The organism is Flavobacterium ardleyense (assembly GCF_033547075.1).
Classification (GTDB): Bacteria; Bacteroidota; Bacteroidia; order Flavobacteriales; family Flavobacteriaceae; genus Flavobacterium; species Flavobacterium ardleyense_A.
In genome coordinates, this window is record NZ_CP137891.1 from 836,618 (window position 1) to 862,487 (window position 25,870).

Genomic DNA, 25,870 nt, shown 5'->3' on the forward strand with positions numbered 1-25,870 from the left:
TCGCGTTTGAGAAGTCGCTGAAAAAGCGAAGCGAGTTCTCTCTGCCAAGATAAGATTTCTTCGTGAAGAAGATCTTGAAACTACTGAAAATATCAGAGATTTATTAAACACGCTGCTATGTGAAGTTGCATTTATTCGCAAGGCTTTTTAATTCTTTTTTTACAACAATTTAGATTTTCAAAACTAGATTTTAAAGAATCCAAATTAGAGTTTAGAATTTGCATCTTTTGGTTATTTTGAATTAGATTTAAAGAATCCATTTTAAACTTCTTTGTTTCAATTTTAAGTGATTCTTTTTCAAATTTATCATCCGTATTCTTATTAGTATTGAAAACAATAATTAAAAATAACATAATTGAAATATAATTTAAGAATGTTTGAACACGAAAATAAATGTGTATATCACTAAGATTCCAGTTACCAATTGTTCCTTGATTTCTGAGTTTTTTAAGACCTAGACCAGCGATAATCGTACTTGACAATAAAAGAAAAATGCTCAAGAAAGTCAATACTCCGGATGTAGAACGATATTCTATATCTTTGATATCTAGATATCCAATTAGGACGCCAATTAAAACTAGCGACGCGCCAAAAATTTGAGCACTTATAGCTGCGTGAATGCTTGCGGCCGACCTTTCGTCTTCTATATTATTCATACTGTCTTAATTTACCAACTGTCACCACTTAATGTTCCGAGCGAATTCCAAATTTCACTGCCTGCCTGAAGAACCTTATGTGCAGTAATTTCTGTAGAATATTGGTTAGCTTCTCTTAAAATTTGCTGAACTTCAGAGAAAATTTTTCTTTTTAAACCACGTTCTGTAAATTTTGAAGAATTTCTTAAGGGAAAATATACCATAGTGCGATAATTTATCAATAAGAAAAGTTTCGCGTCTGAGCGCACAACAGAATTTTCAGTCATTTCCTCGACTTCAAATTTATTAATTGCTTTCGCTATAACATATTCAATACTTAAATTTTCCAATTCGCTTTGAGCTAAGTCAATAGTTTGTATGTATTGAGTCCTATTATCTTCGGCATTACGGTTTAGTATTACATTAAAGTAATCATTAAAATATCTGTCAAATTCAAATTCTGGTTGTTTTTCCATAAGGTAGCTTATATTTGGTTGTTATTTTCTTGATGTTTACTACGTAATCTCCCATAACTTGTTTATATGTAAAGTACGTCAGTTATTTAAGGTCAGATTCGGGCTGATATGTCTGAGTAATTTCAGACATAATTTAAGAAAGCAATATATTCAAAATCTTTATAATCGTGGAGGATTTTTATTATTAAAATAGTTTTTTTTTAATCGTCCGATTCAAGTAGTCGCAAGCTAGATATATTTGATCAGCGAAGTTTTATTTTTTAATAGTCAGAATTTAAAACTTTCATCTACACATTACATAAAGTGAAAGTTTAGCTCAACCCGAGATTTACTTAAATACAAGATTTTACTCATTCGCATTATACTTCATCTTTCTCAAAACCCGCATAGAATCCTTGAAACTCGCATAAACTGTTGGATGCTTCCGAAGTAATTCCTTGGCATCAATCAAAACTTGCTTGGCATCGTCAAATCCGTTGAGGTAGCAAATCATTAATGTAGAGGGAAGGTTTTCGAGATCTTTGAGTTCTCGAAAAGACAATTCCAAATTCTTGGAAAGTTTGGCAATGATGTTCAAGTTGGAATTGTAAATATGATAAAGCAGTTTTTTATTATAAACTGGCGGTTCAAAAAGCATTTCCTGCTCTATTTTGTAATAGCCATTTGAATAAAATAAAATAGTCTTTTTCTCCAAAGGATAATAAGAAGTTTTATCCTGAAGTCCCAATCGAACATATTCTACAATCGTGAAACTGTCTTCGTCGTAGGTGATTATTACGTCATCTTGATCAGAATAAAATAACTTAATCTGCTCGTTTATTAATTCGATGTCAACTCTAGAAAGGTAGGTTTCGCTGCGAACTCTTTTCGGAATTCCCGCCCAACAGATGATAAAAAGCTCTTTAAAAACTTTATACTTGGTAGTAAAATCTTTATGCCGATTATTCATAAAATCCATTACACCATCAAGGGTATCGGAAATTGAATTTCGAGAAGCATTTTCTATAGATTCAACTATTTCCTTACTTGTTCTCGATCGAGTAAACGGCTCATCCATCGGAATTGAATTGCTGCCACGCCTTTTGAAAACCGAATTGGCTGGAATAGTGTGAATTCCTTTTTTGAAAAATGAAATTTGCTTATTTGGACTAATAGTAACGAGTCCGACAACTTTTTCTTTGGGAAGATTCGGAAAAGGAATATTCTCGTACTGAATTTGAGGAGCATTTTCGAGATAAGCATTGACAAGATTCTGAATTCGGCTATCGTCAAAGAAGTCATCGCCCACAATTTCGTTATCGCGGTCTTCAACTCCCACAACAATAAAAGATCGGTTTGCAGGATTGCTATTGGAAAGTGCACAAATGTGTTTTAGAAACTTTGCTTTTCCTTCGCGGCTATGCAAGTTAAGTTGCCTCTTCTTATCATAGAAAGTACTCTCGTCATTGTGAGCTAGTAGATTCTTGATAAGAAGACGCTTATTTAACATTCAGAAAAAATATTTTTATAGTTTTTTATTTATAATCGTACTTGATGCTTGATCGGTTGGCATCACCACGAGATCAGCGATATTTACGTGATATGGTCTGCTTACTACAAACAGAATAATATCGGCAATATCCTCTGGTTGAAGTGGAGAATATCCTTGGTATACTTTTTCTGCTCGATCAGAATCTCCTTTAAAACGAACTTCAGAAAATCCAGTTTCGACCAATCCTGGATGAATTCCACCAACGCGAATTCCGTATTGATTTAAGTCCATTCTCATTCCCTGATTTAGTGCATCAACCGCGTGCTTGCTTGCACAATAAACATTTCCGTTTGGATAGACTTCTTTGGCCGCAGTCGATCCAATATTGATAATATGTCCAGCGCGATTTTCTATCATCATCGGAATAATCGCTCTTGAAACATACAGAAGACCTTTCACATTTATATCAATCATCGCGTCCCAATCGTCTAGATTTCCGGTTTGTATCGGATCAAGGCCGTGAGCGTTTCCTGCGTTGTTAATCAAAATATCGATCTTTGCAAATTCGGTGGGAAGTGACGCGATGCCTTCGGCGACAGCCACCTTATCTCTCACATCAAAAAGCAAGGTATGAACAGGGACAAGTTTTGAAAGTTCTTCTTGAATTTCTGCCATACGATCTTCTCGTCTTCCACATAAAACTAATTTGTAACCATTTTTTGCAAATGCAATTGCAGATGCTTTTCCGATTCCACTTGTTGCTCCAGTAATAAAAACTGTTTTCATAATTCTTGAATATTTATCGAAACAAATTTCAGTAATTAAATTTGAAACTTTTCGATTGAGAGCAGTTATTTAGTACAAGTCTGCAGAATATTTTATTTGCTAAAATTCTTAACAGTCTTATTATTAAACATCTAATGATTTAAAAATGAAATCATAAATCATACTTAAATGGCTGAAAGCGTTGTAAGTTTTAACTTCGGTTTAACAACTTTGATGACATAAAATTTTCAATTTGCAGTACAAAATTTTTTGACTTTAAAATACACAAAATAACCGCAATGGAAGATACTACTGCTACCTTAGATATCAGAGCAATTAACGAAAAAATAGAACGCGAAAGTGCTTTTATTGATTTGTTGATGATGGAAATGAATAAAGTCATTGTTGGACAAAAACATATGACGGAGCGCCTACTTATAGGATTGCTTGGTCAAGGACATATATTGCTGGAAGGAGTTCCAGGATTGGCAAAAACACTTGCGATTAATACATTATCTCAAGCAATCGAAGGATCTTTTAGTCGTATTCAGTTTACGCCAGATCTTTTGCCCGCGGATGTTGTAGGAACCATGATTTACAATATGCAGCAAAATGAATTCTCTATAAAAAAGGGGCCAATTTTCGCAAATTTTGTACTTGCCGATGAGATTAACCGAGCGCCAGCCAAAGTGCAATCGGCTTTGCTTGAGGCGATGCAGGAAAAACAAGTTACAATTGGCGATACTACTTTCAAACTAGAAAGACCTTTTCTAGTATTGGCAACCCAAAACCCGATTGAGCAAGAAGGAACATATCCTTTGCCAGAAGCTCAAGTCGATCGTTTTATGCTAAAAACCGTAATTGACTATCCGAAAATGGACGAAGAGCGAATGATTATTCGTCAGAATCTTAGTGGAAGTTATGCGAAAGTTCAGCCAGTAGTTTCGGCAGCACAGATTATTCGTGCACAAGAAGCAGTTCGTGAAGTGTATATGGACGAGAAAATCGAAAAATATATTTTAGATATTGTTTTCGCAACTCGTTTTCCAGAGAAATATAAATTAGAAAGTCTAAAACCACTTATCGGTTTTGGAGCATCTCCACGTGGAAGTATCAATCTTGCTACCGCTGCAAAATGTTATGCATTCATCAAACGTAGAGGATATGTGATTCCAGAAGATGTGCGCGCGGTTGTTCACGATGTATTGCGTCACAGAATCGGAATTACTTACGAAGCGGAAGCAGAAAATGTAACTTCGGTGGATATTATCAACAGAATTGTAAACGAAATAGAAGTTCCATAGTCTTTATAAATTTTGCCGAAAGGCTTAACAAAATGAAGCTGTTCTAATATAAAAATTCTCCCATTTCGGGAGCTTAGGTACGGAAAATGGATACCAAAGAGATTCTCCAAAAAGTTCGAAAAATTGAAATTAAGACCCGAAGATTGAGCGATCATATCTTCTCGGGCGAATACCACACGTCTTTCAAGGGCCGTGGTATGACCTTTAGCGAGGTGCGTCAATATCAGTTTGGAGATGATGTGCGATCAATAGATTGGAATGTTACGGCTAGATACCGCGAACCTTATGTAAAGGTTTTTGAGGAAGAACGCGAACTGACCATGATGTTGATGGTAGATGTAAGTGGATCTGCATTATTTGGAACATCAAAACAGTTTAAAAACGAAATAGTAGCAGAAATCGCTGCAACAATGGCGTTTTCGGCAACGGTGAATAATGATAAAATTGGTTTGATGTTATTTTCAGATCAGATTGAATTATTTATTCCACCCAAAAAAGGCAAATCGCACGTCTTGAGAATCATTAGAGAATTGGTAGAGTTTACTCCAAAAAGTAATAAAACCAATCTGTCTCAAGCATTGCAGTTTTTGTCTAGAGTTATGAAGAAAAAAGCAATTGTCTTTTTGATTTCAGATTTTATGACCAATGATGATTACGATAAAACACTGAAGATTGCGGCTAGAAAACACGATTTAACTGCAATTAGAGTATACGATCCAAGAGAAGAAAAACTTCCGAATGTTGGAATTGTAAATGTACTTGACGCCGAAAGTGGCGAAATAATGTTGGTGGATACTTCATCCAAAAAAGTGAGAATGGAGTATGAGAAAGATTATCACGAGAAAGTAAAAACTTTTCAAGAAACCTTTACGCGCAATGGAGCAGGAACTGTGAGCACACGTGTAGATCAGAGCTACGTAACGAAGTTATTGGCTTATTTTAAATCTAGAGGATAATGTGTTTGACTTTTTATAAAATGACAAAAATTAAATTTTTAATATTCTTTTTTTTACTGCAGATTACAGCTTTTGCCCAAACAAAACCTGTGGCTACATCTGTTGATACACTCAAAAATAAAATAGGTGCTCAGTTTAACTTAACTATTAAAGTTACTGCTGATGCTGATGCGAAGATTATTTTCCCAAGTTCAAATAGGTTCGGAGCGCTTGAAGTAATCAGATCTTACGAGATTGATACTGTAAAAACTGATTCGAAGTACGAATTTGTTAAGCGATACGGAATTACTCAATTTGATTCTGGGCGTTATACAATTCCGCAACTTCCTTTGATGATTAATAAAAAGGGGTTTATGTCGGATAGTATTTCGATAGAAATCTCCAATGTGCAAGTTGATACTTTAAAGCAGAAGATGTTCGAAATTAAGGACATTGACAAGAGCGAACAAGAATCTTCTATTTGGTGGAAATTTTTGTTGGTTGTACTAGTAATCGCAGCAATTGTGGCGGCGGTTTGGTATTTCTTGAAAAATAAAAAGCACACGGTTGAAGAAGAGATAATTTATAAAACTCCAATCGAAAAGGCAACGACACTACTTGCTCAATTAGAAAAGAAAGAGCTTTGGCAGAAAGGTCAAATAAAATCTTATTATAGTGAATTGACCGATATTGCTCGAATTTATATTGAAGAAGCAATCAAAATTCCAGCAATGGAAAGTACCACTTCTGAACTTATTGCAGGTTTACAATCAGCAACTCTCAGAAAACATATTAACATCAGTCCAGAAACGGTTCAGAATCTTGAATCAGTTTTGATGCAAGCCGACTTGGTGAAATTTGCCAAATCAAAACCGCTGGATTATGAAATTGCCGAAGATCGAAAAAAGATTTCTTCCACCATTGTAACGTTGGACAAATCGATTCCAGAAGAAATCGAAGAGGAAAAATTGGTTGAGATTGATAATAGCGCAGAAATTGCTGAAAAGAACAAAAGAGCTTCACAAATAAAGTGGGCAATTGGAAGTGTGGTAGGACTTATAGTAGTTGTTTTAGCATTTTTTATCGCCACGACTGGTTTCGAAAATGTAAAAGACACCGTGCTTAGAAATCCAAATAAGATTTTACTAGAACGTACGTGGGTTAATAGCGAATACGGAAATCCTGGAGTTTTGATTGAAACGCCAAAAGTATTGCTTAGAATGAAAAACGATCCGACGATGCCAAAGGAATCGGTAGCGATGTTGCAAGATTTTCAATCATTTTCTGATGGAACAATTGGTGATGGTTTTTATGTAAATGTTGCCACAAAAAGATTTAAAGAAGAAACCAAGGTCGATCTTAACGAAGCAGTGAATGGTTTGGTTGATTTACTAGAAAAGCAAGGAGTTCAGAATATGCTAGTTAAGCAAGAATCGTTCGATACCAAGCAAGGAATTGTGGGTGTGAAAGCTTCTGGAACTTTCTATATGGGCAATAGCAGCACAAAACAATACTATGAAATTTTGCTTTTTGGACAAGACAATGGACTTCAGCAAGTGGTGATTACCCACGACGACGAAGATAAATATGCAAAAGAAATTTCGGAGAAAATTCTAAATTCTGTTGAACTTAAAAAAGCTGCAAAATGATTTTAGAAAACTTAGAATTTTTAAATCCCGAATTTTTCTGGCTATTGGTACTTCTTCCAATTGCGGGAGTTTGGTATTATAATAATAGAAAAAGACAAACTGCAACTCTAAGAATGAGTTCGGTAGCAGGTTTTAAGAAATCAGAATCCTTTGCGGTAAAGATTTATCCGTATTTGATCGTCATGAGATTTTTGGCTTTAGCCTTAATCATTGTCGCAATGGCAAGACCAAGATCTACAGATGTGAGTAGCAAGTATAGCAGTTCTAACGGAATTGATATCGTAATCGCCACGGACGTTTCTGGGAGTATGTTGGCGAGAGATTTAAAACCGAACAGACTTGAGGCTTTGAAGGAAGTGGCAGAACAATTTGTAAAAGAAAGACAAAATGATCGAATTGGATTAATATTATACGCTGCCGAAGCTTACACCAAAACACCTGTTACTAGCGATAAAGCTTTAGTAGCTAGTGCTATTCAAAGTATCGAATACAATAATAAATTACAAGACGGAACTGCAATTGGAATGGGACTTGCCACGGCGGTTAACAGACTAAAAGATAGCAAGGCGAAAAGTAAAATCGTGGTTTTGATGACGGATGGTGTAAACAACGCTGGTTTTATTGAACCTGAAACCGCTGCCGATATTGCAGCCGAATACGGAATCAAAGTTTACACAATTGGAATTGGAACTACTGGAATGGCCGAATCGCCTTATGCATACGCTCCAAACGGTCAGTTTATTTTCCGAATGATGCCTGTAGAAATTGACGAGCCACTGATGAAAAGCATTGCCAAGAAAACTGACGGCAAGTATTATCGAGCAACTAGTAAAAATAGTTTGAAACAGATATACGAGGAAATCAATAAGCTTGAAACTTCAGAAGTGGAAGAGCTTAAATTTTATAATTATAAAGAACTCTTTAGACCATTTGCAATAGCGGCATTCGCATTACTGCTGGTGGAAATACTATTAAGACGAACAATTTTTAGAAGCTTTATTTAAGAGATGTACGAATTAGACGAAAAAAAATACTTTTATCTGCTCATTATCATTCCGATTTTGCTGCTCATCTTTCTGTACAATCAGTATTGGAAGAGAAAGAAGCAGCGTGAATTTGGTGATTTAGAATTGCTAAAAAGGCTGAGTCCAGACAAATCAGTATTTAAGAACTGGATAAAGTTTGTTATAATATTATTGGCGTTTGTTGCTCTTACCGTGGCTTTGGTAAATCCGAAGATTGGTACAAAAACTGAGACTGTAAATAGAGAAGGAATTGATATTGTTTTTGCGGTGGATGTCTCCAAAAGTATGCTGGCCGAAGATATTGCGCCAAGCAGATTGGAGAAGACAAAACAGATAATTTCGCAAATCATCAACAATCTAGCAGGCGATAGAGTTGGAATCGTGGCCTATGCCGCAAGTGCTTTTCCAGTTCTGCCGATTACCACAGATTATGGTGCTGCCAAATTGTTCTTGCAAGGAATGAATACTGATATTGTGTCTTCTCAAGGAACTTCACTTTCGGATGCGATTTCTTTATCTACTTCATTTTTTACCGATGACAAAAGTAGAAGTAAGCTCATCGTCCTACTTTCTGATGGAGAAGATCATGATCTTGATGTTGAAGAAGCATTAAAAGATGCAAAGAAGAGAAATTTAAAAATTATTACGGTTGGATTGGGAACCGAAAGAGGGGGTCCAATTCCAGTGAAAGTTGGCGGAAGTGCCATTAGTTTAAAAAGGGACAACAATAATGATGTAGTAATTACAAAACTTGAAGCCGATAATCTAAGGATGATTGCCAACAAGACAGGCGGAGGATATATTGATGGTAGCAATACCAAAAATGTTGTAGATTATGTCAAAAATGCCTTGGATAATATTGAGAAAAAGGAGTTCGAAACTCAGCAATTTACAGATTACAACTCGCAATTTCAATGGTTTTTGGGAGTAGCACTTTTTTTGTTATTGTTGGATATATTTTTATTACAAAGAAAAACGAAGTGGGTTAAGAAATTGAATTTGTTTAATGATAAACAGGAATAACAATCAAAAAACAAGGAATGCGATGAGAAGTTTTTTAATAGTCATAGGTATTTTATCAAGCATATTTTCTTTTGCTCAGGAGCGTGACAAAGCACTTCCGAAGGCGAATAAGGAATATCAAAAAAAAGAATACCAAGATGCCGAAGCTGGATATAGAGTTTCTGCTTCTGCCTTTCCGGATAAGTCGTCGGCATTTTATAATTTGGGAAATTCAATTTATAAGCAAAAACAATTTTCTGAATCAAAAAATGCATATTTGAATGCTGCAAAGAATGCTACTTCGAGAGTTGACAAACACCGAGCGTATCACAATCTTGGCAACGTTTTTATGATCGAAAAAAACTATACTGCCGCAGTAGAATCTTATAAAAATGCACTTATCAACAATCCTGCGGATGAAGAATCTAGGTACAATTTTGCATTAGCGAAAAAAATGCTCAAAGATAATCCACCGCCAAAAGAAGATAAGGAAAAGGAAAAAGAGGATAAGAAAAAAGAAGAAGACAAGGAGAAGCAAGATCAGGATAAGAAAGATCAGGATAAGAAAGATCAGGACAAGAAGGATCAAGACAAAAAGGACGGAAAAGATCAGGATGACAATAAGAAGCCTGAAAAACCAGCCGATAAAGGAGAGCCTAAGCCAGAAAGCGGAATCTCTAAGCAGAGAATCGAGAATATGCTTGACGCGGTAGGAAACGAAGAGAAGAAAGTTCAGGAAAAAATGATCAAAGGCAAGGAGCGTGGCAAGCCAGTAAAAGTTGAAAAAGACTGGTAAAACCTCGTTAAAGTTATATTTAGTTCGTCAAAATTTTAAAAAACTTGTAGTAACTTGATTTGTTCTACAAAAGGATAGAAAATGAAAAATTACCTCATACTATTTTTATTATCAATTAATGCACTGAGCGCACAAGTGCAGTTTGAGGCAAAAGTGACCAAGCAATCACTTGCATTAAACGAGCGAGTTCGTGTAGATTTTTCGATGAATGCAGATGGCGATAATTTTACTCCACCTTCATTTGATGGCTTCAGAATCGTTGCCGGCCCTAGTCAGCAGGTGAGTCAATCATGGGTAAATGGTAGAAGTTCTTTCAGAAAAACCTATTCCTATATATTATTGCCCACCCAGAAAGGGAATTTGACTATTCAACAAGCTTCAATTGAAATTGACAATCAAATTTACAAAACTGCACCTATTCGCTTAAGCGTAACCGCAGCGGTAGAGCAGGCGAGAGATCCAAATGATACTCAAGTCTCGGTTGGTGATGCGTTGCATCTAGTGGCAGAAGTGTCAAAGACAAATCCGTACATCAACGAACCCATTACTGTAGTTTACAAATTATACTTTAGCTACAATATAGGAATTACCAATTGGCGTGAACTCAACAAACCTAAATATAATGATTTTTGGAGTCAAAATATCGATATTAAACAACTGCAGGTAGAAGAAGGAACGTATAAAAACGAACGTTACAGATATGTAATTCTTCGTAAAACAGTCTTGTATCCACAGAAAACGGGTGCGTTGGACATCGAACCACTTTCGTTGGATATCGATGTAGAAGTGCCTTCCAATAGACGAACTGTCTTTGGTCAAGTAATTACCACAAAAGATCATAAACGTGTAGCAGCAGGAAAGAAAACTTTAAATGTCAAGGCATTGCCTACCAACGGAAAGCCAGAAGATTTTGGTGGAGCTGTTGGAACGTTTGACTTTAAAGTAACTCCATCCAAAACAACCTTGAACAACGGAGAATCTTTAGATTTGCTGGTAAATGTTAGTGGAAAAGGAAATTTAAAACTTTTTGATTTGCCAAAACCTGTTGTTCCAGCTGGTTTGGAGAGATATGATGCCGTACGTGACGAAAAAGTTAATACCAATCTAAATGGGATGAGCGGAAGAGTAACCGATTCCTATTCAATTGTTCCACAATTTAAAGGAAATTATACCATCAAATCAATGGCTTTCACTTATTTCGATTTAAGTTCAAATAGCTATAAAACTATAAATTCAGGGGATATTGTAATAAATGTAATGGACGGACCCTCGGCGGGAAACACAGCGATCGCCGCAAACAATTCAGCCGAAAAAACCAAGGTTAATGCGCAAAAGCAATTTGAATATATAAAATTAAAAAGCACTTTGAAAAATGCGGACGACGAAGATTTCTTTAAATCTACATTATTTTATTTGCTTCTTGCAATTCCGTTCGCTGCAGTTCCATTTGTAATTATTCTCAAAAGACAGCGGGAGAAAACGGCGAGTGACATTCAAGGAAATAAGATTAAGAAGTCCAATAAACTAGCAAAAAAATACCTCTCAGAAGCGAAAGAAAATCTTGGAAACAAGGAGTTATTCTATATTTCGCTGGAGAAAGCTTTGCACAATTTCCTAAAAGCGAAATTGCAAATAGAAACTTCTGAAATGAGTAAAGAGACAATCCAGAGTATATTGATGTCACGAAATGCTTCGGCACAAACAACACGTCAGGTAATTACACTAATAGAAAACTGCGATTTTGCGCGCTATGCGCCATCATCAAATGTTGCGATTCAGCAAGATTACGACAAGGCGGTTGTCATTATTTCTGAACTTGAAAAACAGATAAAATAAGATGAGATCATTTATTTATATAGCCGTTTTATTTACTCAAATACTTTTTGCTCAGTCCAAAGCTGAGGCTAAGAAGTTGTTTGAAGAGGGCAATGATCTTTATCAGAAAGAACAATTTGAACAGGCTGCTGCCAAATACGAACAAGTTTTAAAGGAGGGCTTAGTTTCTGATGAGGTTTATTTTAATCTCGGAAATAGTTACTACAAATTGAACAAAGTTGCACTCTCAGTTTATAATTTTGAAAAAGCAAAGCAGCTAAATCCAACTTGCTCAAGTGTCGAAAACAATCTGCACTTCTCGCGTCAGCTTGCCGTAGATGAGTTTGATGTAGTGCCAAGAGTAGGAATGGACAAGCTGATTTTTGATACAACCTCAATTTTTCATTACAATACCTGGGCGTGGATAGGAGTAGGAATGGCTTTCTTATTCTTTCTCGCTTTCGCAGGATATTACTATTCGAACTACAATATTACAAAGCGTTTATTTTTTAGCGGTATGGTAGGACTGTTGGTTTTAATGACACTTGCATTGCTTTCGGCTAATTTTCAGAAAAAATATCGAGATTCTAACAAGTCAGCAATAGTTTTCGAGACCGTTATTTCAGTTCGCAGCGAGCCAAAAGAGACATCTCCGGAGATTACACCAATTCATGAAGGTGCAAAAGTGCTAATTATTGAGGATATAAACGGTTGGAATAAAGTGGCCTTGCCTAATGGTGTACAAGGATGGCTACCTAAAACTGCGATTAGAAAACTTTAAAAATTAGTTGGAAACTTGATCTTCCTCTATTTATTTCTCTTGCGTAAAATCTTGTTTCAGCAACCACTCTTGTAATGATGGATAGATGCTCGTAGCAGTATTTAGCACCGGAAGATAGAAAAGCGACTTTTCAAGGGTTTCCTTTTCGGCAAAATGATTGGCGAAGTTTACTTTTTCAAAAACCCCTAAACTTACGCCTACGATCAAAACCATTTTAAAGATTCCGAAGACACCGCCAAGGATTTTGTTGAAAATTCCCAAGCCAGCAAAGCTAAAAAGTGTGGTAAATACTTTTGCTAGCATTGTAATTGCGATAAATACCAAAATAAAGGTCAAAGCAAATGATACGACCATAATGGTTTTTGGGGACCAAGAAACAAACGACTGGATCATCAGGTTAAGAGTATTCGAAAACTTTAAAGCTGCCCAAATTCCAATGAGAAGCGATAGGAATGATGCCAATTCTACAAAAAGCCCATTCCAAATACCTCTCAAAAATCCATAGAGTAAAAATCCTCCAATTAATATATCAATAAATTCCATTACAAAAATGTGTTTAAACCTTTTCTGAAGTCAAAAGCTTTATAGTAAGAAGTGAATTTCAAAACCTATCTTTGCAAAATAATAGCTATTAGGATACTTTTCCTAATTCTTCAAAAATAATTTTCACGATGTCAAGAGATATACAATTAAAGGAACGTTGGGAAACCTTGGTTCAGAAGCTTTCAGATCAATTTTCGCAGGGAGAAGATCTCGACTTAGATGCGATAATTTATCTGATCGGAGTTCAAGAACTTGGAAAAGTTCATGACAAATACAAGAAAGATGAAAAGCTTAATCTAATGCATATTGCCATTTGCAGGTGTCTAGAACCTTACGGGTATTACGAATTTGATTATGTAGACAATGATGGTTGGCCACATTATATCGTAAAAGAGCAATTGCCCCCACTTAGAGCTGGAGAGCAATCAGTATTAATGAAAGACGCGATTGTAAGCTATTTCTTAGAAAAGGAATACATTTCGTAATTATAAAACTTGCATTAGATTCAAGCGAATTTAATTATTAAATTTGCAGCACATTCCACTATTATGACAGAAAGAATAGCACAATATATCGCCGAAGTTCAAGCATTTCAAACAACGGATAAATCTGAACTCGAAGCTTTTAGAATTAAATTTTCAGGTAAAAAAGGAATATTAAATGAATTTTTTGCAGCGTTTAAGGAAGTTCCTAACCATCAGAAAAAGGAATTTGGACAAGTAATCAATAGCCTAAAAGTAGTTGTAGAAGAGAAAATTAAGATGATTCAAGACTTTCTAGAAAGCCGTGAAGATTCAAATCCTATTTATGGCGATCTTTCACGTCCAGGTGAGCCAATCAAGATAGGTTCTCGCCACCCAATATCATTGGTCAAAAACCAAATTACAGATATATTTGCGTCCATTGGTTTCAACGTTTCCGAAGGTCCAGAAATTGAGGATGACTGGCATAACTTTACTGCTTTAAATCTTCCAGAATACCATCCGGCGCGCGATATGCAGGATACTTTCTTTATTCAGACAGATCCAGATGTGCTTTTAAGAACCCATACTTCATCGGTTCAGGTGCGTTATATGGAAGAAAACAAACCACCAATTCGTACGATTTCGCCAGGACGCGTATTCAGAAATGAAGCTGTTTCGTCACGTTCTCACTGTATTTTTCACCAAGTAGAGGGACTTTATATCGACAAAGATGTGTCGTTTGCAGATTTAAAACAGACACTTTTATATTTTACCAAAGAGATGTTCGGAAAGTCAAAAATCCGTCTTAGACCTTCGTATTTCCCATTTACGGAGCCAAGTGCCGAAGTGGATATTTACTGGGGATTAAAGACTGAAACAGATTATCGAATCACAAAAGGAACAGGTTGGTTGGAAATTATGGGCTGCGGAATGGTAGATCCAAATGTCTTGACCAACTGCGGAATTAACGCCGAAGAATATACAGGTTTCGCCTTTGGTATGGGCATCGAGCGCATCGCAATGTTGCTGTACCAAATTAGCGATATCCGAATGTTTTACGAAAATGACGTACGATTTTTAGAACAATTTAAATCAAGCATTTAAGTTTAATTAGGAGCTTAATCCCGCTGTCCACTGTATCTTTTTCTTTTTTCTAGGAAAAAATGAAAAAGGATGTGCTTCGCCAGTTCGCTTCGCTCGGGTCGTTCCCATCGGGGCTAGGAGATCTCGGTAACATTCAACACAATTTTTCACAAGTCAACTATGAGAAAAGACATAACAATTCCAGAAGTAGAAAATATATTTCTTGCAGCAGTGCAGGAGTGGAGTGACGACTTTATGAGCAATATGTGGTACATATATCTTGTAAATGATAGCGACTTCTTGATGGACAATGTTATGATTGTCTCAAAAGCTTTTGGAACTCTAAACGGCGAAATGAAGAAGACTTCGTTATTGCGCCACGCTTTTGTAGAAGTACCTGCTGTTTCTGTTGCCAAAGTAGAAATGATAGAAGAAAGCGTTCTTGCTTTAAATAACGAGTTTATGCTGACGTTCTTTATAGATAACAAACTCTACGATAAAAAGTACATTTTTAAAGCAGGAAGCATTGCAGAAGCTAATTTTGAAGAGGTTCCAATCCTTTTTAAAGATGGCGTTATTGTAAGATAAACTTTTTTGCAAAATATATATAAATAAAAACGGTCAGTATTCTAAAGAGTACTGACCGTTTTTTTATTTAGAAACCAGACCTAATCTAGCTTTTCTGTCAATTTTTTAAAGACTTTTCGAGGATCTTTTCCTTCGTACAAAATACCATAAACAGCATCTATAATTGGAGTTTTTGCCCCGTACTCTTGGTTTAATTTATAGGCGCTTTTTACCGCGTAATAACCTTCAGCAACCATACTCATTTCGGTCATAGCCGAATTTACAGTATATCCTTTACCAATCATATTCCCAAAAGTTCTATTTCTAGAAAACAGCGAATATCCTGTTACCAAAAGATCTCCCAGGTAAGCTGAGTCGTTAATATCGCGTTTCACTTTGTGAACCTTCTTGATAAATTTCTTCATTTCGCGAATTGCATTACTCATCAAAACCGCTTGAAAATTATCGCCATATCCTAGACCGTGCGCCATTCCTGCCGCAACAGCATAAATATTTTTAAGAACTGCCGCATATTCTGTCCCCACAATATCATCGGTAATTTTTACTTTGATGTAATTACTACTTAGGAATGCCGACATTACCGCTGCTTTTGCAGGATCGCTACAAGCAATTGTCAGATAAGACAATCTTTCGAGAGCAACCTCTTCCGCATGACACGGACCAGTTATAACACCGATATTTCCGTACGGAATTCCGTATTTCTCGTGAAAATGCTCGCCAACAATCAGACTTGTTTCTGGAACAATTCCCTTAATTGCCGAAAATATGATTTTGTCTTTTAGCGGTTCAGTAAGTAGTTCAAGTTCTTTACTCAAGAAAGCTGATGGAATTACGAATACAATATAATCTGCGTATCGCACCGCTTCGTTAATATCCGAGGTAAGTATTAGTTTATTTACATTAAATTCGACCGAACTTAAATAATTAGGATTGTGGTGATGCTCTCTGATGTGAGCAATTGCCTCATCGTTGCGCATATACCAGCAAACTTCTGATAAGTTTGCATGTAGCATCTTTGCTATTGCAGTAGCCCAACTACCACCTCCGATTACTGCAAATTTTGGATTCTCTGTCATTAGATCGTTTTGAAAGTCCAAAAATACGAAAGGTTTTAGTACATCTGCAATTCGTGCGGGTTATTTATGGGAGTTTGGTGGTAATGATTTAATAAAAGGTTGGAATTTTAAAACTATTTTTTAAATCGAAATGTTTTTAGAATCAGAAATAGTTTTTTGTGAACTTCGAATTCTTCCTCAGAGATTATGAGAAAAGCTTATCAACGCTAGCGCGGATTTGCTATCCGTGCATCAAAGTAGACAGACAAGTAGTAGTTGAAACGCATCCATTGTGAGGATCTACTTCTTCTCTTTTACTTTAGCCTCAATTTAAATCATTGATAGCGCGAATTTGTAATCCGTGCCCGCAAAGTAGAATAGATAGCAAGAAATTTAATTTTAGTCTTCTATACAATGGCCAAATTATTTGCTTTTTAGCCATTCTTCTGCTGCATTATTTACTTGTTCAATTGTAAAATAGTGGCCATCTCTTAATTGTTGACGAGCTTCGGCAATCGCGGTTTTTTGGTCTTGAGTGAGCTTATAAAAATCTTTTTTTGAGTCGCAGTTGAGGAAATTATTTGTTACTTCCAATAAGTTTTTATTATCTGAAAGATTAATCTCTTCAATAAACCTTTTTTTAGTTTCAGTCTTTCTCATTATATAATTATTTATAGATGTTACTTCGAAGTTTTTAGGTGGATTTATTTTAGCTTTAGAATAAATACGAGTTTGGAGTTTTTATCAAAATTAAGTAAATTTGAGTAAATTATTAATTATGAAAGACACATCACTATCATTAGGACCTCACTTTGATGAATTTGTTATTTCGCAAGTTTCTGTTGGAAAATATAAGAATGTAACTGAAGTACTACTTGCCGGTCTTCGACTTTTGGAAGGCGAGGAAAGCAAAGTTATAGAACTTCGTACTGCAATTGAAACAGGTTTAAATAGTGAGTTAGTTGAAGATTTTGATTTTGAAGATAATCTACAAAGATTAAAATCGGGAAAAAAATTGAAAAATGGCTAAAATTACATTTAGACAAGATGCAATTGATGATCTAAATGCTATTTTGGAACTATACTTACGAGAAATGGTCTGAGAATCAGGCTGATAAATATTACGATCAAATAAGGTCTGATTGCGGGACGATTGGAGAAAATCCTTCAATTGGAAAAAATATTCCGAAGTGAAATTAGATTTATTAGGATTAAAGTCTGGAAAGCATATCATTTTTTATAAATTAATTTCAGAAGATACCATTGAAATTATTAGAATTTTACACGCGAGAATGGATTTGAAAAGTAGATTTAGAAAGTAAGTAAATTTTACTCCTTGTTTTCAAATATTGTGAGCATTTATCGAGAAATGCTTATCAACGCTAGCGCGGATTTGCAATCCGTGCCCGTGAGGTAGAGTGACCACACTAGTAAGTTTTTATTTTTAACACCACATTAACAACTCCCATATAATTTTCAAAATTTTCTCACGTTGTAATCCTAACGTTCAGATTATTATTTGAATAAGATGAAAGAGTTAGTAAATTTTGTTTTGGTGTTATGAAGAAAGGCGTTCCCGATTAGTTCAGGAACGCCTTTTCTGATATTATAAAAATTTGAAATTTACTTAGTAGCTCATTTCCAGAATTTCTTTTACTTGATCAACTCCAATATTCTTCGCTTCTCCAAGCCCAGTCCATCCACGTTCTGTAAAACGATCAGCTACAAATTTCGCAGTATCGTCATAATTTTCTGTGTTCTCAGACAATTTGGTTTTCATTCCCATTTTCTGGAAGAATTCTTCAGTTTTAACGATAGCTTCACGAGCGACACTTTCGTCTGTTCCTTGAAGATCAAAAACTCTACGTCCGTACTGAGCTAATTTATCTTTCTTAGTTTCGAACATCACCGTATAAAGACTTGGCGCAACAATCGCCAATGTTCTTGCGTGGTCAATATTATACAAAGCGGTGAGCTCGTGACCAATCATGTGGGTTGACCAATCTACAGGAACTCCTTTATTTAGAAGTCCATTCAGCGCCATTGTACAGCTCCACATAAAGTTTGAAGCCAATGTGTAGTCAGAAGGATTTTCGACTACTGACGGACCTATTTCGATTAAAGTCTGCAAAACACCTTCAGCAATTCTATCTTGTAGCAAAGCATCGTGTTTGGTAGTCATATATTGTTCTAGAACGTGCATATAAGCATCTACAACACCATTTTCTAATTGTCTTCTCGGCAACGAAATAATTACTTCTGGATCGCAAATAGAAAATTGTGGAAATAACTCAGGACTTCCAAAAGATAATTTCTCTTGAGTTGCCAAAATTGTAACAACTCCACCCGAATTCATTTCGCTTCCCGTCGCTGGCAAAGTCAAAACTGTTCCAAACGGAATAGTGTTTTTTCCAACTTCAGCTGTTCTATGTAAAATATCCGAAGGCTCCGTTTCGCAGTTTACAGCTGCAGAGATAAATTTTGTTCCATCAATCACAGATCCGCCACCAACAGCAAGGACAAAACCAATTTTCTGCTCGCGGATTATTTCTACCGCTTTCATCAAAGTTTCGTACTTCGGATTCGGCTCGATACCTGAAAATTCTACGATTTCGTAGCCTTTCAAAGCAGTCATTACTTGATCGTAAATTCCGTTTTTCTTGATGCTTCCGCCACCGTAGGTAAGAAGTACTTTGGTATTCGCTGGAATTAATTCAGGAAGTTTCGCGATTTGACCTTTTCCGAAAAGGTAATTTGTAGGATTGTATAATTGAAAATTTAACATCGTAAATATTTTTTAAAATTCGTGACTGTAAAGGTAAAGAAACCTAGGCCGAACTTTAATAAACTAATGTTAATAAATTGCGCGCAATCTATTTTTTATAAAGCAGGTTATGAGAGATATAACTCCAAACTTTGGCAGGAAGTAGCGGCTGCACATTTTTACCGTCTTTGATATTCTGTCTGATAAAGGTTGAAGAAATTTCGACAATTGGTGCATCTACGAAATTTACTTGAGGATATTTCGCTTCCATTTCTTCTGAATGTGGAATGCGTGGATAGACAAAAATCGGATAATTCTCGAGCAACACTTCGTAATTTTTCCATTTATGAAGAGAGGTCAAATTATCCTCACCCATAATCAACGAAAACTCGTGCTGTGGAAATTTCTCCTCTAAATGGGCTAATGTATTTACAGTATAATTAGGTTGAGAAAGTTTGAACTCAATATCCGAAGGTTGAATATTTGGATAATCTTCAGTCGCCAGGAAAACCATTTCGTAGCGTTGATAGTCATCAAGCAGTGTCGACTTCTTTTTGAAAGGACTATGCGGCGTGACCACCATCCAAACCTGATCTAGCGAAGTGTGCTCAACCAAATGATTTGCAATGATCAAATGCCCTGCGTGAATGGGATTAAATGTTCCGAAATACAAACCAATCTTCATTCTAAAATATTTTATAAAGTAAAAAAAGGAATTTATCAGATTAACCGATAAATTCCTTTACTAATAAGTATGCGTCTTGTTTCGCTACATCCAAATCATAATTCTTGATAATCATATCAAATTGCGGCGCAGTAGCAAGTTCTACAGAAGCTTTTGCAATTCGCATATTTATCTTATCCTCAGATTCGGTAGAGCGTATTTTCAATCGTATTTTAAGCTCATCAATACTTGGTGGCTTCACAAAAACAGCAAGGGTTTCAGTTGGATATCTGCGTTTTATACGCAAACCGCCCGCAACATCAATATCAAAAATAACGTTTTTGCCTTTCGCCCAAATACGTTCAATTTCACTTTTCAAAGTTCCGTAGAAGTTATCACGATATACTTCTTCCCATTCTAGAAAATCGCCGTCCTTGATATGCTGTTTGAATTCTTCCAGAGAAATAAAATAGTAATCTTTTCCGTGCTCTTCATCTCCGCGCGCTTCTCTAGAAGTCGCCGAAATAGAAAATTCCAAATTCAATTCTTCTATACTTAAAAGATGTTTTACGATTGTGGTTTTTCCAGATCCCGAAGGTGCCGAAAAAACTAGTAGTTTTCCTTGTTCCATAAAAATATCTTAGAGTACATTCAGTATTTGTTCCTTAATTTTCTCAAGCTCATCCTTCATCTGAACCACCATTTTCTGCATTTCAGAATGATTTGCTTTCGAGCCCATCGTATTTATTTCACGTCCCATTTCCTGAACAATAAATCCTAATTTACGACCGTTGCTTCCTTCACCTTGCATCGTTTCTAGAAAATAATTCAAGTGATTGTCAAGTCGCACGCGCTCTTCGGTGATATCGTATTTTTCCAAATAGTAAATCAATTCCTGTTCGTATCTATTTTCGTCAACAGTTGCCTTTAGGTCTTCAATTGCAGTTCTCAACCTAGTTTTTACCGTTTCAATTCTCTCCGAATCCAATGCTACCGCAGAGTTCATCAGAGATCTGATGTTTTCGATGCGCATTACAAACTCTCTTTCAAGAGATGCACCTTCAGCGATTCTGAATTCTTTGATATTCGCCAAAGCTTCGTTTATTTGCTGCTGAATTTCTTGCCAATCGTTTTCGTCAATTTCATCGCGCTCCGTTTTTAAAGCATCTGGCATTCTAATCGCCATTTTCATTAATTCTGTAGGATCGCTCATTGGGTAAATTGCTTCCAATTGCGCCATATATGCTCTTATAATTGGTGCATTTACCTTTGTCGAAGTCACTTCTGAAGTACTTTCGATAAAAACCGAAAAATCCACTTTTCCACGCTCAAGAATGTGCGCAGCTTGATTGCGAAGTCCCAATTCCATTTCTCTGTAAACAGAAGGAAGACGCATATTTAGATCGAAACCTTTGCTGTTAAGCGACTTGATTTCAACAGTTATTTTTTTTGTTGGTAGTTGCACAGATGCTTTCCCAAAACCGGTCATTGATTGTATCATATAAAATTATCAAGCGCCAAAGGTAGTTAAAAATGTGTTTATGCCTCCGAATTTACTGCATTATCAGAATTGGATTCTTACAAATTCTTCAAAGCAGCAGTCGCCTCAATGATGTTTTTTTGGCTGTTGCCGATATAAATTTTGTCCGAAATTATAAATACTGGTCTCTTCAAAAAAGTGTAATGTTCTAGCAAATATTTTTTGAAATCAGCTTCCGTCAAATTTTTATCTTTCAGTCCCATCGACTTATACAGCATTGCTTTTTTGCTAAAAAGTTCCTCATAACTGCCCGCCAAATCTTTCATTTTGTCAATTTCAGCTTCGGTAAGTGGATCTTGTTTGATGTCGTGAAACTTCAATTTATCTGTTGATGGCAAGGCCTTAATTATTTTTCGGCAAGTATCACAAGACGCGAGATAATATATTGTGTCCATAGAATTTTAGATTTTCACAAAGAAACGAAATTTCGAATTGTCCGCGATATATCTTTAGCGAAAGCGAAAATCCTTTTAATAACGATATATTTTTTTTGGGCGAGCCCTGCGCCACAACAATTTCGGCAAATTAGAAAATTATTTTAGGCGCCGGTCAGGCTATCCGTTCCCAATCTTTCTTGTAGCTTTTGCTCCGCAAAGCCACAAGAAAGGATTTCCACTTCTATCCTTCTCGCAAAAGCTCGGGTTCACTGCAAATGAAATTCATCGAATACCTCTGAAAAATATTAACCGATGAGATAATCCTTCTCGCAAGATTTTCGTAGGTCAAGATAACATCATCTCAAAAAGTAATGGAAGGCTTTGCGAAGTAACTTCAGAATAGACAATGATCAAAAAAAATGCAGCTCTTTCAAGCTGCATAATATATCTTTAGTTTTTAATCAACTTTGCGCTGTGTTTTCCGCTTCCATCGTCAACCTTTATAAAGTACTGTCCTTTAGTCAGACTGCTAATATCAAGTTTATTTTCTGCAGGATTAAGTACAGATTTAACCAATCTTCCATCAACCGAATAGATTTCTATTTTAATAATTTGCTCACTATGCAAAATGAAAACGAAGTCGTTTGCTGGATTAGGATAAATCACAATCGAAGTTACTTTTATATCTTCAACTGCCATTGTGTTTTGAATAGTTGTGCTCGCGGTATTTGTAGTGATTGGATAATTATAATCAAAATAGATTTCTGCTTGATTCGTAAAGATATCGCCACCTTCTAATGTATCAATTAGCTTAATTTTAAACATCACATAACCATCATTCGTAGCATCTGCAAATGGCAAGTTGATATTTTCGAAAAGAAAACTTACGCTATTGTCTTTAATTTTTGTTACAAAAGGATGACTCCCAGAAAGTGGAACAATACTAGCAATATCAAATTTAGATGGGTCAATATTGTCTTTAACCGTCACATTTACCGCCTCTCCGTTTCCAGTATTTTCAAAACGGATCATATAATGCACATATTTACCAACATATTCCTGAGAAATTGTATCTCCTTCCAAACAAGTCTTATCATTTGGATCAAATGAATTAACGACCGTTTGATTTAGCACAAATGAGTTATCCGATGGCATTTCATCTGTAGTTTCTGGCGTAACGACTGCGGTTAAATTTAGTATATCGCCACCGTTCAATGGTGGATTTCCTGTAGGCGTATTCAAAGTAAATGAAACAACAATCTCACGAGACTCAAAAGGCCAAAGATCTACATAATTCCAAGTCAGCTGATTAGCAGTCATAGTGGCAGCTGGCGTTGCGCTGTCGAAAGTCATAACGTTGTTTAGAAAGTTTAGAGCAACCTGACCAGAAACCATTACGTTTCCTTTGTTTTTATAAACTATTTTATATTGCGCTCCAAATCCTGGCCGAGCAATGGTCAATGGGAATACAACTATTTCCAAGTCTTGATGAAGTCCGTTGGGTGCTATGCAGAAATTCTGCTGTTGTGGACTTGTAGCAGTTGGAAAATTCAAACTAACTGAAGCTGGAGTGATTGTAAAATAGCTAGGGTTTTCAATTTTTGGAGTAACGACATAATTACCTTCGGTCATAGCGATTGAATAACTTCCTGTATAATTTGCTACGTGATAGTTGATTTGATTGCCATTGGCTACTTCGTACTTCATAAAAGGATAATCAATATCAGTTTCAGAACAACCGTTACTATCATTATCAAACTTATTCTGACCAATTAAATAATAGTAATCTTCGCCTAGTAAAACCACTGCGCCATTTTCGGGCACGTAATTAAATTTCGTAAAAGAGCCACTAGCAAAAATTTTTCCATATCGTAGAGTAGTCAAATAATTTACAAAGTATTTATCAAAATGCTTTGATTCGAAACTAGTATCTAAAGAACCATTTGAATGAACTCTGCTTATATCAGCATTTATAGCATCAGTCGTAGATATATTTAAGATTTTGCCATCAGGCTGAACATTATAAGTTGTAGTATTTTGTACTGCTAGATTTGAGTTGAAGGCAGTGTCCAAAATACCATTAGCAGTAAGCTTCTTTAAAATTCCTGATCCTGCTTGTACAAATAAAATTGTTCCATCAGCTGCTAACTGTAATTGCTCACACCATAAATTAGTCGGAAAACTATTATCATAGCTTCCATTGCTATTGAGCATATAAAGACGTTTATTATAACCCCCTGTAAAAGCTATTTTACCATTTGGCAGATACAGTATTTCATATTTTTCAGTTACACCTTGGGGATTGAAGCTAAAACTATCTGGTAATCCTGAAGGTAAGAGCCTTGTCATACCGCTACCAGTCATTATAATAATTTTACCAGTTACAGGATCAACGTCCAAGTCTTCTACCCATCCAAAATTACTATTGAAACCATAAATGATACTTCCATCTGGATTTAAAACTACGAGATCATATCGAACAGTACCTTGGTAAGTATATTTAAAATTTCCTGCCAGAATTATTCTCCCATCATCGAGAACTCGCACGTGAGTAAAAGATACTGCTGAATACTGATCTGCGGGCTCAAAATTCGCAACTATGGTTTGCTCAAATTCTTCATCTACCGTCCAATCTGTATTAAATTGTTTTATTGCTCCAATATCTTGACCGTTAAATGTTGTCGTAAATAATTGTGTAGTGATGCAAATTATTTTACCATTTATATTTTGAGCTACAGCAAGTGGTCCAAATGGATAAAAACCTTTCGTTTTATTCTCCATTGTAGTATCAATACTACCATCAACACTTGTGCGAAAGATATTTGTGATTATATTATTGTCGTATTTGAGTCTTTCGTCCGCGGCAATTCCACTAAAAAGTATTTTCCCATTAGGTTGCTGAACCATTACAGGAGTTAACTGCGTGTTGCTTTCTTCAAAGCCTAAAAACCCAGTGGTATCGTGAGATCCATCACTATTTAATCTCGCAATATGATTGCTTGTCGCACCATTTATAGCTGTAAATTTTCCACTAATAACATATTTTCCTGATGTCTGTCTAATGATGGTATTTACAAGATGATCTGCATTGATAATAGTAAAACTAGGGTCAATTACCCCGTTAGAACTTAGACGAATGACTGATGTAAGCGGTAAACCATCGAATGAATCAAATAATCCCGCAATTACTATTTTGCCATCGGCCTCTAAAACAATGCTATTAATGACGTTCATATTGCCTATTCCAATAGAAGAAAAACTTGGATCAATTTGCCCATTGGAAAGGTATCTTGTAAAATAATCACCATCATCAATAACTATCACTTTTCCGTCAGGCTGAGGTTCAAAAATCTTTGGAAGAGCTGTGCTATTATAATTAAAGGTTTGATCTAAAGTTCCGTTTGCATTTAAGCGAAACAGTTTTTTATTCCACGCAACTCCATTATAAAATGAATTTAGATACGATTTAACCAAAACTTTTCCGTCAATTGTGGGTTTTACCTCTAGAAATTGCTCCATCGCATTTGTTCCACTAGAAAAAGTTGGATCAACCGTCCCGTCAGAATTCAACCGAACAATACTGTGATTTAACTGACCATTGCAATGCGTAAAAGAGCCAACTGCAACAATTTTACCATTTGGCAATATGCAAAAATCTTGTACAACACCGCCAGAAAATGTTGCACCAAAACTAGTGTCTTGAAGGTTATCTTCTACTCGAATTAGTTTTTTGTTATCTAATGCAAAAATAATTTTATTGTCATTCTGAATTCTAAAAAGTGAAGCATCTCCATTTATAAAATAATAATTTAAAGGCAGGTTGTAATTATTATTATAATCTGGGTCACGATCAGAAGGATTCTGTGATTGTCCGCAATATGAAACTGCTAGTAGCAGTAAGAGTAGAAATTTTTTCATAATTAATTACGTAAAATGAATCGCTAATGTAATATAAATTGTAGAATGTTAAATAATTACAATAAATTTTTCTAAATAAATATTATTTTTTTGGGCGAGCCCTGCGCCACTACGATTTCGGCAAATTAGAAAATTATTTTAGGCGCCGGTCAGGCTATCCGTTCCCAATCTTTCTTGTAGTTTTTGCTCCGCAAAGCCACAAGAAAGGATTTCCACTTCT

Annotated in this window: 26 protein-coding genes; 13 read left to right on the forward strand and 13 right to left on the reverse strand. The window is 35.8% G+C overall.

Features of this window, described 5'->3' with window-relative positions; translation table 11 throughout:
- Positions 1 to 131 precede the first annotated feature (131 nt).
- From SBO79_RS03625 to SBO79_RS03640, 4 genes are all read right to left on the reverse strand, one after another.
- On the reverse strand, positions 132 to 656 hold the full coding sequence (locus tag SBO79_RS03625; protein WP_318641853.1) for a hypothetical protein: 525 nt from the start codon (positions 654 to 656) through the stop codon (positions 132 to 134).
- A gap of 11 nt (positions 657 to 667) precedes the next feature.
- Positions 668 to 1,111: a hypothetical protein gene (locus tag SBO79_RS03630; protein ID WP_318641854.1), complete on the reverse strand. Its 444-nt coding sequence runs from the start codon at positions 1,109 to 1,111 to the stop codon at positions 668 to 670.
- A 346-nt stretch (positions 1,112 to 1,457) separates the two neighbouring features.
- Positions 1,458 to 2,600 (reverse strand): ATP-binding protein, encoded by a 1,143-nt coding sequence (locus tag SBO79_RS03635; RefSeq protein WP_318641855.1) that lies wholly within the window; start codon positions 2,598 to 2,600, stop codon positions 1,458 to 1,460.
- Between the two features lie 15 nt (positions 2,601 to 2,615).
- Entirely contained in the window at positions 2,616 to 3,371 is a 756-nt protein-coding gene (locus SBO79_RS03640; protein WP_318643420.1) for an SDR family NAD(P)-dependent oxidoreductase, read from the reverse strand.
- Positions 3,372 to 3,646: 275 nt separating this feature from the next.
- Here SBO79_RS03640 and SBO79_RS03645 point away from each other — a divergent pair, with 275 nt between their 5' ends.
- From SBO79_RS03645 to SBO79_RS03680, 8 genes are all read left to right on the forward strand, one after another.
- Positions 3,647 to 4,651, forward strand: a complete 1,005-nt coding sequence (locus SBO79_RS03645; RefSeq protein ID WP_318641856.1) for an AAA family ATPase — start codon at positions 3,647 to 3,649, stop codon at positions 4,649 to 4,651.
- A gap of 86 nt (positions 4,652 to 4,737) precedes the next feature.
- Positions 4,738 to 5,607: a DUF58 domain-containing protein gene (locus SBO79_RS03650; protein ID WP_318641857.1), complete on the forward strand. Its 870-nt coding sequence runs from the start codon at positions 4,738 to 4,740 to the stop codon at positions 5,605 to 5,607.
- Positions 5,608 to 5,627: 20 nt separating this feature from the next.
- Positions 5,628 to 7,235, forward strand: coding sequence for a hypothetical protein (locus SBO79_RS03655; protein WP_318641858.1), 1,608 nt, complete (start codon positions 5,628 to 5,630; stop codon positions 7,233 to 7,235).
- A complete protein-coding gene (locus tag SBO79_RS03660; RefSeq protein ID WP_318641859.1) occupies positions 7,232 to 8,239 on the forward strand; it encodes a vWA domain-containing protein in 1,008 nt (335 codons plus the stop codon). Before SBO79_RS03655 ends, SBO79_RS03660 begins: the two co-directional genes overlap by 4 nt.
- Positions 8,240 to 8,242: 3 nt before the next feature.
- Positions 8,243 to 9,283: a vWA domain-containing protein gene (locus SBO79_RS03665; RefSeq protein ID WP_318641860.1), complete on the forward strand. Its 1,041-nt coding sequence runs from the start codon at positions 8,243 to 8,245 to the stop codon at positions 9,281 to 9,283.
- Positions 9,284 to 9,305: 22 nt separating this feature from the next.
- The gene (locus tag SBO79_RS03670; protein WP_318641861.1) at positions 9,306 to 10,058 is read left to right on the forward strand and encodes a tetratricopeptide repeat protein; all 753 of its coding nucleotides are present in this window, start codon (positions 9,306 to 9,308) and stop codon (positions 10,056 to 10,058) included.
- Positions 10,059 to 10,139: 81 nt separating this feature from the next.
- Complete coding sequence (locus SBO79_RS03675) at positions 10,140 to 11,894, forward strand: BatD family protein (RefSeq protein WP_318641862.1); 1,755 nt, start codon at positions 10,140 to 10,142, stop codon at positions 11,892 to 11,894.
- A 1-nt stretch (position 11,895) separates the two neighbouring features.
- Positions 11,896 to 12,654 carry a tetratricopeptide repeat protein gene (locus SBO79_RS03680; protein ID WP_318641863.1) on the forward strand — a complete coding sequence of 253 codons (759 nt, stop codon included), beginning with the start codon at positions 11,896 to 11,898 and terminating at the stop codon, positions 12,652 to 12,654.
- A gap of 30 nt (positions 12,655 to 12,684) precedes the next feature.
- Here SBO79_RS03680 and SBO79_RS03685 read toward each other — a convergent pair whose 3' ends face one another.
- The gene (locus tag SBO79_RS03685; protein WP_318641864.1) at positions 12,685 to 13,197 is read right to left on the reverse strand and encodes a CvpA family protein; all 513 of its coding nucleotides are present in this window, start codon (positions 13,195 to 13,197) and stop codon (positions 12,685 to 12,687) included.
- 128 nt (positions 13,198 to 13,325) lie between these two features.
- Here SBO79_RS03685 and SBO79_RS03690 point away from each other — a divergent pair, with 128 nt between their 5' ends.
- The 3 genes from SBO79_RS03690 (at position 13,326) to SBO79_RS03700 (ending at position 15,332) form a co-directional block, all read left to right on the forward strand.
- Positions 13,326 to 13,682: a hypothetical protein gene (locus tag SBO79_RS03690; RefSeq protein ID WP_318641866.1), complete on the forward strand. Its 357-nt coding sequence runs from the start codon at positions 13,326 to 13,328 to the stop codon at positions 13,680 to 13,682.
- Positions 13,683 to 13,745: 63 nt separating this feature from the next.
- Positions 13,746 to 14,765, forward strand: a complete 1,020-nt coding sequence (gene pheS, locus SBO79_RS03695; protein WP_318641867.1) for a phenylalanine--tRNA ligase subunit alpha — start codon at positions 13,746 to 13,748, stop codon at positions 14,763 to 14,765.
- A gap of 159 nt (positions 14,766 to 14,924) precedes the next feature.
- Positions 14,925 to 15,332: a hypothetical protein gene (locus tag SBO79_RS03700; RefSeq protein WP_318641869.1), complete on the forward strand. Its 408-nt coding sequence runs from the start codon at positions 14,925 to 14,927 to the stop codon at positions 15,330 to 15,332.
- 80 nt (positions 15,333 to 15,412) lie between these two features.
- Here the strand turns inward: SBO79_RS03700 and SBO79_RS03705 are convergent, their stop codons facing one another.
- Positions 15,413 to 16,408 carry an NAD(P)H-dependent glycerol-3-phosphate dehydrogenase gene (locus tag SBO79_RS03705; RefSeq protein ID WP_318641871.1) on the reverse strand — a complete coding sequence of 332 codons (996 nt, stop codon included), beginning with the start codon at positions 16,406 to 16,408 and terminating at the stop codon, positions 15,413 to 15,415.
- 402 nt (positions 16,409 to 16,810) lie between these two features.
- Positions 16,811 to 17,047 carry a hypothetical protein gene (locus SBO79_RS03710; protein WP_318641873.1) on the reverse strand — a complete coding sequence of 79 codons (237 nt, stop codon included), beginning with the start codon at positions 17,045 to 17,047 and terminating at the stop codon, positions 16,811 to 16,813.
- A 118-nt stretch (positions 17,048 to 17,165) separates the two neighbouring features.
- Here SBO79_RS03710 and SBO79_RS03715 point away from each other — a divergent pair, with 118 nt between their 5' ends.
- Together SBO79_RS03715 and SBO79_RS03720 are read left to right on the forward strand one after the other, a co-directional pair.
- Positions 17,166 to 17,417, forward strand: a complete 252-nt coding sequence (locus SBO79_RS03715; RefSeq protein ID WP_318641875.1) for a type II toxin-antitoxin system ParD family antitoxin — start codon at positions 17,166 to 17,168, stop codon at positions 17,415 to 17,417.
- A 160-nt stretch (positions 17,418 to 17,577) separates the two neighbouring features.
- Positions 17,578 to 17,709: a type II toxin-antitoxin system RelE/ParE family toxin gene (locus SBO79_RS03720; protein ID WP_318641877.1), complete on the forward strand. Its 132-nt coding sequence runs from the start codon at positions 17,578 to 17,580 to the stop codon at positions 17,707 to 17,709.
- 305 nt (positions 17,710 to 18,014) lie between these two features.
- Here SBO79_RS03720 and SBO79_RS03725 read toward each other — a convergent pair whose 3' ends face one another.
- The 6 genes from SBO79_RS03725 to SBO79_RS03750 all read right to left on the reverse strand — a co-directional run bounded on the left by SBO79_RS03725 (position 18,015) and on the right by SBO79_RS03750 (position 25,650).
- Complete coding sequence (locus tag SBO79_RS03725; protein WP_318641879.1) at positions 18,015 to 19,172, reverse strand: iron-containing alcohol dehydrogenase; 1,158 nt, start codon at positions 19,170 to 19,172, stop codon at positions 18,015 to 18,017.
- Positions 19,173 to 19,260: 88 nt separating this feature from the next.
- Positions 19,261 to 19,836 (reverse strand): nicotinate (nicotinamide) nucleotide adenylyltransferase, encoded by a 576-nt coding sequence (gene nadD / locus SBO79_RS03730; protein ID WP_318641881.1) that lies wholly within the window; start codon positions 19,834 to 19,836, stop codon positions 19,261 to 19,263.
- Between the two features lie 40 nt (positions 19,837 to 19,876).
- A complete protein-coding gene (gene gmk / locus SBO79_RS03735; RefSeq protein ID WP_318641883.1) occupies positions 19,877 to 20,446 on the reverse strand; it encodes a guanylate kinase in 570 nt (189 codons plus the stop codon).
- Positions 20,447 to 20,455: 9 nt separating this feature from the next.
- On the reverse strand, positions 20,456 to 21,316 hold the full coding sequence (locus tag SBO79_RS03740) for a YicC/YloC family endoribonuclease (RefSeq protein ID WP_318641885.1): 861 nt from the start codon (positions 21,314 to 21,316) through the stop codon (positions 20,456 to 20,458).
- 77 nt (positions 21,317 to 21,393) lie between these two features.
- Entirely contained in the window at positions 21,394 to 21,750 is a 357-nt protein-coding gene (locus SBO79_RS03745) for an arsenate reductase family protein (RefSeq protein WP_318641887.1), read from the reverse strand.
- Positions 21,751 to 22,182: 432 nt separating this feature from the next.
- Positions 22,183 to 25,650, reverse strand: a complete 3,468-nt coding sequence (locus SBO79_RS03750; protein WP_318641889.1) for a DUF7619 domain-containing protein — start codon at positions 25,648 to 25,650, stop codon at positions 22,183 to 22,185.
- Between the last annotated feature and the right edge of the window lie 220 nt (positions 25,651 to 25,870).